The sequence below is a fragment of the Mesorhizobium loti CJ3sym genome, assembly GCF_000472785.1.
Lineage (GTDB): Bacteria > Pseudomonadota > Alphaproteobacteria > Rhizobiales > Rhizobiaceae > Mesorhizobium > Mesorhizobium loti_E.
On sequence record NZ_AXAL01000033.1, the window covers coordinates 23,453 to 38,146 of the forward strand.

General features: G+C 57.1%; 12 protein-coding genes. 9 read left to right on the forward strand and 3 right to left on the reverse strand.

The genetic code is table 11. From position 1 onward, the window contains the following. Nucleotides 1–444 precede the first annotated feature (444 nt). Together A3A9_RS0131930 and A3A9_RS46565 are read left to right on the forward strand one after the other, a co-directional pair. Nucleotides 445–1,059 carry a hypothetical protein gene (locus A3A9_RS0131930; protein WP_027062247.1) on the forward strand — a complete coding sequence of 205 codons (615 nt, stop codon included), beginning with the start codon at nucleotides 445–447 and terminating at the stop codon, nucleotides 1,057–1,059. Nucleotides 1,060–1,501: 442 nt separating this feature from the next. Then, entirely contained in the window at nucleotides 1,502–1,756 is a 255-nt protein-coding gene (locus tag A3A9_RS46565) for a GCG_CRPN prefix-to-repeats domain-containing protein (protein ID WP_082222313.1), read from the forward strand. A gap of 874 nt (nucleotides 1,757–2,630) precedes the next feature. On the opposite strand, the gene A3A9_RS0131935 is transcribed toward A3A9_RS46565, so the two are convergent. Continuing rightward, on the reverse strand, nucleotides 2,631–3,473 hold the full coding sequence (locus tag A3A9_RS0131935) for a hypothetical protein (RefSeq protein WP_027062248.1): 843 nt from the start codon (nucleotides 3,471–3,473) through the stop codon (nucleotides 2,631–2,633). Nucleotides 3,474–3,671: 198 nt separating this feature from the next. On the opposite strand from A3A9_RS0131935, the gene A3A9_RS0131940 reads away from it, so the two are divergent. From A3A9_RS0131940 to ctrA, 4 genes are all read left to right on the forward strand, one after another. Next, nucleotides 3,672–4,346 (forward strand): class I SAM-dependent methyltransferase, encoded by a 675-nt coding sequence (locus tag A3A9_RS0131940; protein ID WP_161634561.1) that lies wholly within the window; start codon nucleotides 3,672–3,674, stop codon nucleotides 4,344–4,346. A 406-nt stretch (nucleotides 4,347–4,752) separates the two neighbouring features. Further along, complete coding sequence (locus A3A9_RS46570; RefSeq protein WP_082222308.1) at nucleotides 4,753–5,139, forward strand: DUF982 domain-containing protein; 387 nt, start codon at nucleotides 4,753–4,755, stop codon at nucleotides 5,137–5,139. Between the two features lie 736 nt (nucleotides 5,140–5,875). After that, entirely contained in the window at nucleotides 5,876–6,532 is a 657-nt protein-coding gene (locus A3A9_RS0131950) for a hypothetical protein (RefSeq protein WP_027062251.1), read from the forward strand. Between the two features lie 504 nt (nucleotides 6,533–7,036). Continuing rightward, on the forward strand, nucleotides 7,037–7,732 hold the full coding sequence (ctrA, locus tag A3A9_RS0131960) for a response regulator transcription factor CtrA (RefSeq protein WP_027062253.1): 696 nt from the start codon (nucleotides 7,037–7,039) through the stop codon (nucleotides 7,730–7,732). 98 nt (nucleotides 7,733–7,830) lie between these two features. Here ctrA and A3A9_RS0131965 read toward each other — a convergent pair whose 3' ends face one another. Next, a complete protein-coding gene (locus A3A9_RS0131965) occupies nucleotides 7,831–8,235 on the reverse strand; it encodes a hypothetical protein (protein ID WP_027062254.1) in 405 nt (134 codons plus the stop codon). A gap of 1,324 nt (nucleotides 8,236–9,559) precedes the next feature. Here A3A9_RS0131965 and A3A9_RS0131970 point away from each other — a divergent pair. Beyond that, complete coding sequence (locus tag A3A9_RS0131970) at nucleotides 9,560–11,398, forward strand: sensor domain-containing phosphodiesterase (protein ID WP_033838935.1); 1,839 nt, start codon at nucleotides 9,560–9,562, stop codon at nucleotides 11,396–11,398. 829 nt (nucleotides 11,399–12,227) lie between these two features. Here A3A9_RS0131970 and A3A9_RS0131975 read toward each other — a convergent pair. Beyond that, on the reverse strand, nucleotides 12,228–12,623 hold the full coding sequence (locus A3A9_RS0131975) for a hypothetical protein (RefSeq protein ID WP_027062256.1): 396 nt from the start codon (nucleotides 12,621–12,623) through the stop codon (nucleotides 12,228–12,230). 466 nt (nucleotides 12,624–13,089) lie between these two features. On the opposite strand from A3A9_RS0131975, the gene A3A9_RS39935 reads away from it, so the two are divergent. Both A3A9_RS39935 and A3A9_RS39940 read left to right on the forward strand, forming a co-directional pair. Beyond that, entirely contained in the window at nucleotides 13,090–13,860 is a 771-nt protein-coding gene (locus A3A9_RS39935; protein ID WP_082222309.1) for a hypothetical protein, read from the forward strand. After that, on the forward strand, nucleotides 13,860–14,597 hold the full coding sequence (locus A3A9_RS39940; RefSeq protein ID WP_245279171.1) for a TIGR00730 family Rossman fold protein: 738 nt from the start codon (nucleotides 13,860–13,862) through the stop codon (nucleotides 14,595–14,597). Before A3A9_RS39935 ends, A3A9_RS39940 begins: the two co-directional genes overlap by 1 nt. Nucleotides 14,598–14,694 lie beyond the last annotated feature (97 nt).

The window sequence follows — 14,694 nt, forward strand, 5'->3', positions numbered from 1 at the left end:
GAAAACCCGAAACGTCGAATATTTCGTCAGCCTGAAATTCGCTCGGCCGCCCATCCAAGGGACAGGGCCAGTGCAAGTCCTATTGGGACCGTTGCTAAGAACCACATTTTGGAGCTCTCCTGCCATCTTTGAGAGTGCAAACGAAGATTTCTACGATAAGTTGCAATCAATTATGAACGGCGAAAGGCCTTTAAGGGGCTGTATCTTCATAAAATCGTTTTTGACCGCCAATATGTAACATCATCGATATTGCAGTATTTTATCCAATAAAGACGAATAATACGAGGCGGTTAATATGACTACAGTTGTATATGTCATTTTTTTAAATGGTAAATAACGTTGACGACGATTTATGCGCTTTAAGCGACCTATAATATCTCCCTGCCGTAAATGTATCGCGGCTCGAATTTTTGTAGCCGCCGTGCAAAACAACAGGAGAGTACGATGAAATCTTTCGTCAAGACATTCTCGACGGTTCTGGCTGGCAGTGCATTGGTTGTGGCATTTTCGCTCCCATTGATGGCGGTCGGGCTGGGCGTCGGCGCCGGAGCTTCCGTCGGCGGCAGGGGCGGTGTGAACGCTGGTGTCGGCGCCTCTATTGGCGGTTCAGGCGGAGTAAGCGTCGGCGCAGGCGCATCTGTTGGCGGTAGCGGCGGTGTTAACGCGGGCGCAGGAGCGAATGTTGGCGGATCGAACGGCGTCAGTGCGGGCCTTGGAGCCTCTGTCGGCGGAAGCAACGGCGTGAATGCCGGTGTGGGTGCGAACGTCGGCGGCACTGGCGGCGTTACCGCCGGGCTGGGCGCCAATGTTGGCGGCACCGGTGGCATAGGAGTTGGCGTTGGCGTCGGTGTTGGCGGACCCAATCCAAGCAACCCATCAAATCCCAGCAATCCTTCTAACCCGAGCAATCCCAGCCATCCGAACCTTCCGGGTGTCGTGGCGCAAATGTCCGACGGCAAGTTGGCACGCATGAAAAAGCGCTGCGCCGATGTCCTAAGCAGTGACGGCAGCTATGACCGCGACCTGCGGCAGCTCTGTCTCCTAATCGCGCGTCGCTAAGCGAGAAAGCCGACCTTGAGGCTTTGACGCACTCTCCTGGCCTTGGGGCCGGTGTGGAAAGCCCGCCACTTTGGCGGGCTTTCCTTTATATTGCGCAGGCCTTGTGATCGTTGCCGCCATTCGCTCGGGTGAAGTCGGGAACCCGCTGGTATTTGCTAAGAGGCCGGACCGCGGCTAATGCGAACCGGTGCGCTTAGGCCATCGATGCGACAACATCGGGTCTTTTTCGCAATCTCGCCGTGGTAAACCAGCCCGCCAGAGCGCCCGTTACCCACCACTGCGATTAAATCCGTTCCCGGTGAACATCCAAAAAAAGAGGGTCTCTGCAACTCAGACCGAAAAAACATCGAGGACAGCGACGGAAACAGATTTTTCCTCCGTTTAAGCTTTGACCGGCGCAATCGGCATGCACGGCACCATTAAACGATGGAAAGAGGTTGATATGAGAAAGATTATTCTAGGTATCGCCGCAGCCAGCGCCATGCTGGCCTTAACTCCGGCTGCCTACGCAGCGCAGGGATGCGGAGTCGGCTGGCACCGTGGACCGTATGGTCGCTGTCATCCCAATCGCGGCCCGGTCTTGATCGTTCCAGGGGGCCCGGTCGTTGGCGTTTTCTATCCCCATCGCGGTTGGTGGGACGGACATCGTTACTGGGCAAACCGGCATCATTGGCATGGTGGATGGCGCTATCGCTGATCCCAAGGGTGTAGAGCGGGATTGCTTCGGCATCCCGCTCTCATGAGGTCTTTTCCCTCTTAGACGGCGCAATTTGACTGCGCAGAATCGAATGCGATTTTCTTGCCCCTACGGCACTCTGAGCGCTGATCAAAATTATGTTGAGCAGTGAAGCGCTCGCCTAACAAAGACCGTGTGTCGGTGAGCCCAGTTCCGGCTGGCGACGCACCTGACGCTGGCGGTCTGTCAGTTTGGAATTTAGCCCGCGCTTGTCGCTGGCCGGCCCAAACTCCTATATGCTTAGTGCCATGGATACCAAAACGACATGTCTTGAACGAGCCTTCAATCTCGCCACGTCTGGCCAGTCCCGAACGTTTTCCGACATACGCGCAAGGCTGAAGTCCGAAGGTTACGATACGTCACAGTTAGATGGCCCCACGCTCAGAAAGCAACTAAATCGGATCATCAAGGAAGCGCTGACAAATGCCGACCGGACCTAAGGCCAGAAGCCACACACCAATGTCTCCGCAACGCCCTCCGCATCATGCGCATTCTATAAAAAACGTCACCAATCTTTGTAATTTTTCTATGATATAGATTTTGCAAAGGCGGCTCGATCACGTGCCGTCCGAAGTCCGTAAGGCCATATTGGCTCACGATGGTCTGAATCAGAATTCGCCACTATATTAAAGCCTCGGCGAAACTCTGAAACCACCTCGATAGCCCCGACGGTGGCTGCGTTGAACGCTACAAGCTCCGCCGCGGGCATCCAATATTCTCGTAGAGAGCGGCCACCTACTCTCTCCAGTCCCTGCAATTTACACCTCTCCAACCGGCACCTCGCTGCCGGTTGTACGGCGCATGATGGCGGCTGATCATGTCAGGCGAATTGGGTCTAAATCATCGTCCGAAGAAGGCCTTCAAATCCATCCGCAAGCCCCGCTATCGATGCCGTATCCCCGGATGATGGGATGTTGCCGGGTGTCTTGTTCGCGTCGAGCAAATACGATTTTCCATCATAAATAGCAAAATCGAACTTGCCATAATCGAAGCCCAACTCCCTTCGACGCGTACGCAGATCGTCGGGGATAGGCGAAGGCTCACTGCGAAACATCCCCGCACCTTTCACCAAACGTTCCTTCGACACGAACCGCCTGCAGAAATCGTAATCGCCGCAAAACAGCCAATGCCGCAGCGCATACCCATCATGCGTCTGTTCGGGCAGGAAACGTTCAATGACCAAACGATCATCATCGACCTGCGCCTGCTGCACGTGCCCAAGGCTCTCAAACACCTTGTATTCCTTCAACGCTTGCACATTGGGGAAAGGCGTCCTGGCGCCGCTGCGTTCTGCGCGACGGTTGATCGATTCCTCTGGAAGGCCGCCATGATTCAAGTCGGTCTTGACGATCACCGGTCCATCCCAACCGTCACCCGATTTGACAAGCGCTTCGCTGATGCGGCGCTTCGAAATGTCCGTCGCCCCGATATTCAGGCAGAATGCGAACTTCTCAACATATTCGATGTACGCGCGGTCCGTTGTGGTCGTGTCGACATGCAGGACAGCCGCATCGCCATTGAGCTTAGCTCCAGACCCTGCTGCGACTACCCAACTGTGGCCGCGTCTTTGGAGTTCTTCCATTACCGCGCAGATCATGTAGGCGCCGCTGGTGCCACGCAGGAGTTTGCGGTGATAAAGCATATCGTGCTCGTGCGTTATCACGACAATTTTTGCCATATTGGCTCTGCCACCCGCCTTCTAATTGGCCCGTCCATAGCATAACGCTCTCTCAGCGGGAAATCGCTGTGGGGGTGGAACATGTCTGATCTGTGGGCCGGAATTGGTAGAACGTGGGATTTGCTTGGATCGCCTCTGAGGCCGCATCCTGACGTGGTCGCAGCAATAGGTCGTGAGGTCGACGCTGCGAGTTCTAAAATGCTGTTGCTCGGCGTAACGCCGGAGTTTGCCAGGATCGGCAAGACAATGACGGCGGTCGATGCCGGTGCGCACATGATCGGTGCGCTGTGGATCGGTGACAGCGACGACCGCCGAGCTGTTGTCGGAAACTGGCTTAGCCTACCGCTTGCCAATAGAAGCATTGATGCGGCCGTTGGCGATGGCTGTCTTGCAGCAGTGACAGGCTCTCAGGCGCGCTTAGGGGTGCTGCGGGAGATTGCGCGCGTTTTGAAGCCAAATGGGCGCGCGGCAATTCGCTTGTTCGCACGGCCGGAAAAGTCTGAAGACATTGGGGACATCGACGCCGATGTGCGGGCTGGCAGGGTAAGCGAGATATCGGAGCTGATCTTGCGTATAGCTCTGTGGTTGCCCGCTGAAGCGCCTGACTATGCAAGGAAGATGAACGACGTTCTCGACAAGATCGACGAGATGTATCCCGACCGTGAGAAGCTCCTTGCCGTAACCGGGTGGGAGCCGGACGTGTTCAATCTAATCGAACTATACAGGGGAGCGCAGACTGTCTGCACATGGCCCCCCGAGCAGGATAGCATTGATGAGGCCTCAACCTTTTTCAAGGACGTGAAGCTGGTTTCGAGCGGGAACTACCGCTGTTCGGAACGGTGCCCGCTGCTGGTGCTGGCTGGTGTGCGATAATTGTCCGCCAGCGCATCAACGATTATTACAAACCTGCGCTGGGCGGTGTTCAATCTCATGCGACTGTTTCGGTGTTGGAGCGGCTCTGACATAACTGGTCCTGTAACTCAGTCCAGTACTGTCGGTTACTCACAGAGCTGAGACCAGTGGCACCGTTGGAGTCAGCGTCGAGGCGGGCTCTCACTCTGGGTGGGAACGAATACGCTGCAACGACGTTCATTATCCAGCCGGGAACGTTCCGTCACCTAGGAGTACACAAAGGCCTGCGGTTCTCTCCCGAGGCAGCAGCCTTTTCGTTTGTATTGGAACGAAGCGCCCCCAGTCAAAGTTTAGGAGCGGCGGCAAATATTGCTCGGGTAAGCCGTGGATCGAGGCGCCCTCGATCGGCCCGCGTCAAAAGGTGGGAATGACGCCGGCCAACGACTCCAAAGCAGAGGCACAATGTTCACCGACAACGAAACACGACGGATCGGAAGCCTACTTTCACGACCTGTCCGCTTTGCGTCGGCCTGGTAGTCCTCGCCGCAATTGTCACCGAGTAAAGGCCTTGGGTCTCTCTACCATCCTAACGTTTTCATCTCCCGTGAGGGTCAAGTCGCCACGCATAGGTACTACGCGTGAGGTCAACAACGTTGAGGGTGCTGCCGAGGAGCTTCTGACTTGGAGATCCCGTAGCATAACTTGGAAAGCTGCGATTGCAGCGTGCCTCGCGGCAAAAGAAGGTACCGGAACGGCTGAGGAAGCTCGGACTAGGTTCCAGATCGCGGCCAAAGCCTATGGGGTGTTGCGGTAAGCGTTGCACCGCAACCGACTCCGCCGCTGCTCGTCGACCTATGCTGGTTGATCCCAGCACTCCATGCATTGGCCCGCTGCTCTCCCCTCAGAGCGGCGGGATTTTTTGGTGCACGCCCGAAACCGTTAGGTCGGATTGTGGCAACCTGCCGCAGGCTGAACTATGCCGGGTCGTCGACTAGCTCTTCAGCGAGTTCGAGGGCTATCTCCCGAGCACGGCGTCGCGCGTCACGGAGGCGTCGTGCGTCGTCGCCACCGCGCGAAACCTTAACCCTTACTGCGACAGATTCGTCGCCGATCGCCATTGCCACAAGGCAGCCGTCTTCTTCGATCTGCCGAACCTCGATGCGAGTTTGGTTGCCGCCGGGCTGTTCCACGGATCGAATGATAGCACGACGGTCGCAACCTACATATGCGTCGCTCGTTAACTAAAGCTGGGCGATCCAGCATAATCAGAACTCGCCCGCCCGTTTCAGCATTCGGGCGGCTTTTTTTGCGCCGACACTTCCAACGGCGGCAGCGGACCTCCATAACCAACAGGATTTGTATGCCTTCTCGATGTGTCCGGCCACGCCGCCTTGGCTGTAAATCTCGTTAAGAATTTAGCGGTCGCCTTCACTGCTGATAAGCTGTGTTCCGCAGTAAGCACGGCTGGGATGTACCCGAATGGCTCTCCGCATCGTTGCTAATGTGCAGTCGAATTCAAGACTGTCGAGGCAACGCAATAGGAGAGTATCATGAATTCTTTCGTGAAGACCTTCACCAGAACTCTGGCCAGCAGTGCATTCGTCATAGCAATTTCGCTTCCTGCGACCGCAGGCGGGATCGGCGTCGGCGCCGGTGCTTCTGTCGGCGGTCACGGAGGCATCGGCGTTGGTGCCGGCGCTTCGATCGGCGGAGCCGGTGGCGTGAACGCTGGTGTTGGCGCATCGATTGGCGGCAACGGTGGTGTCAACGCTGGCGCGGGAGCCTCGGTTGGCGGCGCTGGTGGGGTAAACGCTGGTGCAGGCGCCAATGTCGGCGGTTCCAACGGCGTAAGCGCGGGGCTTGGTGCTTCGGTAGGCGGCAGCAACGGCGTTAATGCCGGTTTGGGTGCCAACGTCGGTGGTACTGGCGGCGTCACTGCCGGTCTTGGCGCTACGGTTGGTGGGACAAGCGGGGTTGGCGTTGGTGTCGGCGTCGGCATTGGCGGCACAAATCCCAGCAACCCGTCCAATCCCTCGAATCCCAGCAACCCGAGCACCCCCACTCAACCAGGCATGACACGCACTGTTGCCCAGATGTCGGGCACCCAACTGTCGAGGATGAAAAAGCGCTGTGCAGACGTACTCAACGGCGGGGGCGACTATGATCGCGACCTGCGGCAGCTCTGCCTGCTGATCGCTCGTCGATAGGCTCAACTACGCTCAGGGCTTATCAGCACTCTCCGGAGCCCTGCGCGAAGGCCCGCTGCCGAAAGGTGGCGGGCTTTTCATTTTAGCGACTGCTTGCTAAGCGTCGGTGACTGATCTTGGCCTTCCGCATTTTGCCAGGGCCGGCCACCTTGAGGGCGATCTGCACAGGCCTGAGTTGGCGAGCATAGAGGTAGATCATCCCGGCAAGCGCGTCGCGCCCCGCCCTGAGTTGGAAGCGCGTTCCATCAACAACAAAAATGCCCGCCTGTTGGATACCCGTAAGGCTGCTTCTCAATCCCCAATGAAGCAGCTACAGAATATGATTCTGGGGCAGACAGGGCCGCAATAGCTCATGGCGGCAGTCTGCGATCGTTAACGATCGGTGCAGGCGCGGCCGCGCAGTCAAGCACTTGTTAACCATTCGATGTCAGTTTCGGCAGTGAACTCAGAACTCCTAGCCTCAGAAATCCCATTAGCCGATCGGTCAGCCCAAAGGGCAATAAGATGCGCGTTCTGCTGATTGAAGACGACAGGCCAACTGCACTAAGCATCGAGTTGATGCTGAAGTCGGAACGTTTCAATATCTATATGACGGATCTTGGTGAAGAGGGCGTCGATCTCGGCAAGCTCTACGACTATGATATCATTCTGCTCGATCTGACTCTCCCCGATATGTCGGGGTACGAAGTCTTGAGGACGCTTCGCCTATCCAAGGTAAGAACCCCGATCCTCATCCTTTCTGGCATGGCCGGGATAGAAGACAAGGTGCGCGGGCTGGGTTTCGGCGCCGACGACTACATGACCAAGCCGTTCCACACGGATGAACTGGTCGCCCGCATCCACGCCATCGTTCGGCGCTCCAAGGGCCACGCCCAGTCGGTCATCACCACCGGCGATCTGGTGGTCAATCTCGATGCCAAGACCGTCGAGGTCGGCGGCCGGCGCGTGCACCTGACCAGCAAGGAATACCAGATGCTGGAGCTGCTCTCGCTGCGCAAGGGCAACACGATGACCAAGGAAATGTTCCTTAACCACCTCTATGGCGGCATGGACGAGCCGGAACTAAAGATCATCGACGTCTTCATCTGCAAGCTGCGTAAAAAGCTTGCCGCTGCTTCCGGTGGCCAGAACTTAATCGAGACCGTTTGGGGCCGGGGTTATGTCCTACGAGAGCCCCAGCAGATGCAAGAAAGCGCCTGACGGCGCTGCGGCTCTTCCCTCCCAAGCCATTTGACGGAAGTTCCAACACGACCAGCGCCGGGCTAAGCCCAGAGCCGATTGCGACCGATGAGACAAGGCTATTTGCCGATCGGCGGCACATCGACCCCTAAACTGGCGCAGCGCTTTACCAGATCGTCGGTTTCCGATTGATTTTCTGGCATTGTGATAATGTCAAAGGCTGGCAGGTATTTTGTCCCGGTGTCAGCGCTATCGAACTGGCCCCTGTAGGCCGTCTCGCCGGGATACCCTGCAAAGCCGCTCTTTGCATTGTACCTCCCGCAAACGACGATTGACCCGGTTGAATTCGTAGCAGCACCAGGCTTTCCGAACGAAACGTTCGTCTGGTCTTTGAGCAAGGATCTTATTGTCTGCTCGACGACTCCGATTTGATCGGCGGTCAGTTGAACCGGGTCGGCCTCGGCAGCAACGATACCCAAGGCGAGCGTGGCTATCGTCAAGGCGCTGAAGTGCAAATGTTTCATTCCCAATCTAACCGTCTTTCCCCAACAGCCACAAACCTACCGCAGTGCCAGAAGCCTGATGAAGGGTGACGGCCTCGCCTGTCGAGTTCGCTCCCCCTCCTATGTTTGAGCAATACGCGCTCAAGGACCGCGCGGGGCGAAGCACCCTTTATTGACGGCCCGCTGCCTAGAGTTCGCCGCCAGCGGGCCGTTTAGTTACGCCAATCCCGCCGCGCTCCACCGCTCCAACGCCAAATGAAAAGCCCGCCACCGTTGCGCAGTAGGATGGATCTCAAGCCGCATCTGTGTTTGTTTATTTGCTGTACTTTGCCTTGCATGCAGGACTCAATTCGCTGATGTGCTTCTTGAGGCACGCCGCAGCCTTGCCAATTGGTACGGTTGAGCAAAGCCGCTTGTAATCCGGTGCGCAAGGCGACCGAGTGTGCATCGAATGACCGCCTTTCGCACCCGCTAGGCCTACCCCCGAGAGAGCGATCAGCGCGGCAACTCCGGCAACGGAAAATGCTCTAAACATGACTGTCCTTTCCAGTTATGGTCGATCACACAACCATAATCTCCATGATTGAGCGATTGCTAATGTTACACGATTGCGTGAGGCAATGAGCAACGTCAGGGACCGCAAGCCGTGCACGAGGTCTTGAACAATGACGTCGCGAAAGCAGAGCCCAGGAAGCAGAAAACCCGCTACTGTGAAGCAGCGGGCTTTGCAGCCAGGTTTTATCGGGTCGCGGCTGCTAGGCGCCTTACATCTTCACGAAAGCGAAACGACACTCGCTCGCCGATCGGGGAAAAGCTGGCGACCGAAGCCTGGGCGGGGGGCACATATAGCATCGATCGCCAGCATTTAGGCGGGAGAGCGCCGGGGATTGGGATTGCGGCGCGAGACGACGTACGCGTAAACATGTCGCCTGCGTTCAGAATGCCGCCATATGGTGAACAAGGCGTTACTATCGAATTAGAGGCGCCAGCTCCTCGGGCTCGACTAATCGCGCACCGCTCCAATCTAATTTTCAACTGTTCGGCTTTTGGAGCGGCAATCTGAGCACCGTAGTCGGCAGTAATCAATTCGAATTTCCCGTTTTGGGGGTGGTGGCTTTTGGATCCGGCATACCCATGGGACCAATCTAGGGTGGGTTTCCAATTTCGCAGCGGATTTTGAAAGCGGAGAGTGGTTGCTTCATGAGGGCGTTAGTGACCCGGCTCCTCAACGTCTCGTTCATCATAGATACTCATCACAAATTCATTCGAAGCTGCAACATTGCTAGTTTAGGATGTCATGTGATCGGCGGGTGCTGTGCTGAATCTACAAAACTGCATTCTAGAAATGATTGCCAAGGGCGAAACGCTTGAGGCAACGACAATCCGGCTGTGTCGAGAAATCGAAAAGCTGACACCGGGCGTTTGGTGTTCCGTATTGAAAGTTGAGCGTAACGGCTTGCTGCATCCTCTGGCGGGCCCCAGCTTCCCAGCCGCATATCTAGCTTTGCTTGATGGCGTAATGATCGGCCCCCAAGTGGGCTCCTGTGGCAGTGCAGCTTATCTTGGGATTGCCGTAGAGGTGCAGGACATTGACGCTGATCCGCGATGGGTTGACTTCAAGAAGCCTGCTTTGGCGTTGGGCCTAAAGGCATGCTGGTCCAGCCCTATTTGCGATTCAAGCGGAGGCGTCCTTGGCACTTTCGCATTCTATTTCCACGAGAAGAGAGGGCCAACCCCGCACGAAAAAGGGGTTGTGAACGCCTGTACGTCGCTGTGCGCCATCGCCCTTGAGCGGAACCAGAGGGTGGTTGAGCGTGACCGGAGAGCCTATGTCGATGCTTTGACGGGCTTATCGAACCGAGCGGGGTTCAACATGGCGCTCGAACGGTTGACGTGTGCCGAGCCTGGCGCGTGGGCGCTGCTGTTAGTCGATCTGGATAACTTGAAGACGATCAACGACACCTTCGGGCATTCAGCGGGTGACGCAATGCTGCAGGCGGTTGCCTCACGCTTGGCCGCGACCGTAGCCCCAGATCACGTATTTCGGATGGGTGGTGATGAATACGCCGTTATATTGCAGGGTGAGGAGGCGCTCGCCGATATCGAGGCTGTGGCGGCCCGTATACTCGACGCTCTCGCTATTCCTACCAAATGCGTAGAGCATATGATCATCCCTCGGGCCACAATCGGTGGTGCCCTGGTGTCGATTGATGATCCCGATTCGGAAAGCGTTCGGCAACATGCAGACTTCGCGCTCTACCATGCCAAGGAAACCGATCGCGGTAACTTTGTGCTGTATTCGTCCGGCATTAGCACCACAATTACGGAGCGAATCGAGATCATTCGGGACGTCGGCGACGCTTTGGTCGAAGGGCGGATAGAAGCATTTTATCAGCCCATATTGAAGCTCGACACTCGCGAGATCGTGGGGCTTGAGGCTCTTTGCCGGTTACGAACGCCGAGTGGCGAAATAGTAGCGGCTTCGGCATTTCAAGATGCGACGTCCGACGTGAACGTCGCCTACGAGATGACCGAACGCATGATGACGATCGTTGCGACCGATCTGCGCTTTTGGCTTGATCATGGGATAGAAATTCAGCACGTGGGGCTCAATATAGCGTCGGCCGATTTTCACAGTGGAACTCTCTATAGCCGCCTTGAACGAGCCTTCGGACGAGAAAACGTTCCTCTGAAGCACGTTATTCTGGAGGTTACCGAGTCAATCTATTTAGGAAAAGGCGATCCTTTGGTCGCGCGCGAACTCAAAGCCTTGCGCGCCCATGGCTTGCGCATCGCGCTGGATGATTTCGGCACCGGATTCGCATCGCTTACCCATCTTCTGACCATTCCCGTCGATATCATCAAAATTGACCAGTCCTTTGTAAGCCGGCTTGTCCAAGGTGATCCAAGCCTCGCAATTGTGGAAGGCCTGATCGAGATAGCGCGCAAGCTTGACGTGAGGGTAATAGCGGAAGGCATCGAGTCTGAGGACCAGGCTAGCTTGCTGACAGAGATCGGATGCAAGCTCGGCCAGGGACATTTGTTTTCATCAGCCGTACCTCGAGGGATTGCGACCGGCCTACTGGAACGCTTCGCGCAGCGACCTGCGAACCAAGAGCACGGAACAGACCAGATTGGACCTCGCAAATCGGCGACTGTCGTTAGGAAGAGTCTGCGCAAGTGACTGCATGCGTCGCAGATTTGCGCGATCGAGCCCGGATACATTGAGGGCACGCGACGATCTGGTGAAGACTTCCAGTGAAGCGACTGTCGCCTATAGACAAGAGGATCCGGTCTGAATTCATCTCAGTTTATCGGCTCAACTGGTCGCCATTTGCGACCCGCTGGCGTGGGCTCGTCACCGACGTCGCTTTGCCGATCGCACGTAGCAAGGCAGGATTGCTGATTGCCTTGCGCGCATGTCGGTCCATTCCCATATCGTGCACAAGAGGACAGCCCATGGCACAAGCAGCTTCGTGGACTATCAGTGACGTGGACGATCTGCGAGCACGCGTCGGAAGACTTGACCGTCTGTCTCGCCTACTCGACGTAGCTTTCGCTATTCCCGGTCCGTCCGCATCATACCCACCGCTTCCCGGCGGCGGTCGCGCCATCGCCGACACCAGCCGCAAATCGAAATCCCCATAACCATCGCCTGTGGCCCGCGGGTTCCTTCCTCGGGGACTTTCGTACGCCTGCCGGCGCCCGAAACTCTTCACGACAGCGGACCGTCGGCTTACAAGTAGATTTGCTCACAAGCAGACCTTCTGCGGCCAGGCTCGCTTCAGACATCCGGAAAGCTTGGGTTCAAAGCTTTACAAAGAGCAGTCAAGCGCTGGGTGGATGAGTCTGAAAATAGGCGCACCCCAGATCCCGAGGTGCGCCGGATTGGAAACCGGAAGATCAGGCTATGCGGCAAGCAGGAAACCGTAGGCATTGTTTCCCGTCGCTTAATCGGCTGGCACGGCAAACGATGCCATTAGCAACAGGTTTGCGGTTAACGGGAATATCGATCACTGTTCCTCTTCTTGTTCCTGGGCGCCGCTGTTCCAGTCGAAGGTTGCCCATTTGGTGCAGGTCGACCGTGCGCCGAAGCCGCCGCGGTCACAAGCCTGAGCACTATAGGTGCCACTGTCTCCTGGCTCCCTGTCGAACGAATAGCCGTTGCCGACTTCGATCTGGTCCCCAGGATTGGTCTTGAAATTGAAATGCGTGGTCCTCGAGAGCTTGCTGGACAGCGAGATGCGCACCTTGCCGCCAAAATATTTCACCGAACCGCAAACGCCGTTGATGCATTTGCGCGGCACGGTGGTGCTGTTGGCGTAGGCTGTACTGGGTGCCACCAGAGGGGTCAGCAGAACGGCAATTGTCGAGGCCGCGGCGAGCGTTTTTGTCAAGGTGCTGAGCATGATCGAATTCCTTCTACGTTTGCGTTGGGGTTCATTGTCAGCCGCTCGGCCGCCCGCTCTGACGAATCTCTGGAAGGCCTTACGGTGGCGATGTGTTGGACTTTCCAGCGTGAATTCACTGTGAACTGAAATTGGCCTGCTGCCGTCGCTTCGCATGCTGATGAACGCCGATGACAGGCCTTTCCCACCCGCGCCGGCATCGCTGTCGCAAGACGAGGCTACCAAGCGAGTGCTTGGGCAATTTCTTCGAACAGGTGTCGGGTTGGCAGCCCTGGAGGGAAAGCATCCGGACAGCAACCCGCTCGAAGGAAGCCCAGCGTTGGACTGACGATCCGCTGGCCCGAGGGGCAATTGTCATCTGGCGGGGCTCCAATGTGAACTCAAGTCTCGGAAGCATGGTGGCGCAATTCACGATTGGATCACGCCAAGGACCGCAAAGCATGCGTCATCAAGGAGGAACCACGAGATGGCGCTCAAGATCGACAAATCGCTGAACGCGACTGAAGGCAAACATTCGGTTCGTGATCGAGCATTTTCTTTGATCGTCCCACAGATGCACCTGCCAGCTTTGCGCAGGGTATTGACGGATCGAATGTCCGGCCCCGGCGGGGCTTACAACATCGGAAACCTTATTGGCCTCTGTCAGGGGGTTACGGCGCAGATGCTCGTATCCGACGATCTCACCCACCTTCCATGGGCAGGTGCGCCGGCCGCCATGAGCCACTATCTGACGGGCAATTTCGCGGCGATCGCAATGACCTCGGCGACGGCGATCTTCTTCGCCAGCGGTGAGGTCTACCATCGCGCCTGGAATGGATGTCTCAAACCCAGGGAAGATCTCAACCGCCTGGGGGATTTCCTGTCCGGCGTTGGTGCCGTTTGCCTTGGTCTGGCCCTGTTTGAACTTGGCCATCCGTTGCTGGCGTTGACATCGGGCCTGCTCCATTCCGTCGGAAAGTTCGGCAGCGCTTTCCATCGCCCCGGCGTTCAGATCCTGAATTTGCCGGCGTCCGGCCCCGACCCGTTTCGCACCATGGTCCTGCTCAGCCGGTTGCCGGCCATCATTGCTGCCGGAACCGGCCTCTTTGCCTCGCTGTTCAAAGCCCAGATCGGTCAGCCGCAGCACTGGTCGATGCCAGGCAGCCTTCTCGTTTGTTACCTGCTCTGGTCCTGGGCTGACATGCTTTTGTTTCGATCGAGCAATCCTGACGCAGCCCACGAGCCCGCCGCGGGCTGATGCGGCTTGGCAATTCCAACCATAACTGGAGAGACACCATGTTTGGATCATCATCCGACGATACTGCCGAACAGATCGGCCGCTCTTATCCCTCACAACGACGCATCGGCACGATCTGTGTTTTCGGCGGCGCCATGCTTGGCAACGATCCCGACCACGCCCGCTGCGCCGCCATTCTTGGCGGGGCCATTGCCGCAGCCGGCATTCGCCTGGTCTATGGCGGAGGCTGTGACGGCCTCATGGGTCAGGTTGCCATTGCCGCTGCACAAGCAGGTGGAACCGTGGTCGCCATCACTCCGCAGTTCCTGGTCGAGCGGATGAGGATGCTTTCATCGGGATGCCAGACGATTTCAGTTCCCGACATGAGCATCCGAAAGCAGCTCATGTTCGACTACGCGGATGCCTTTGTGGCCTTGCCGGGCGGTATCGGCACCGTTGAGGAACTGACGGAGGTCATGACGCTTCGCAAGCTGGAACGGCACTGCAAGCCACTGGTCCTTGCGAATTTCAAGGGCTTCTGGTCGCCACTTCTGAGCGTCTTCGACAGCATGTCCGAAGCTGGCTTTATGAACTCGTCAACTCGATGCACGCAAATGGTTTCGGCCACCCCGGAGGCCATACTTCCGCTTCTCCAGCGCAGCGTCAGTTTCGAGCACAACGAACCGCCAAAGCCGGTCCTGCTGCCCACCATCCCTGTCTTGCGCAGATCACATGTATCGAGTGCCGGCCCCGGATAATCCACGAGCCGGGCCGCAACAGGCGCATCCTTCGGGGCAACACCATTTACCGCGACGATGACAGGGGCGGTCGACTCTGGTCGCCACTTTCAAATCC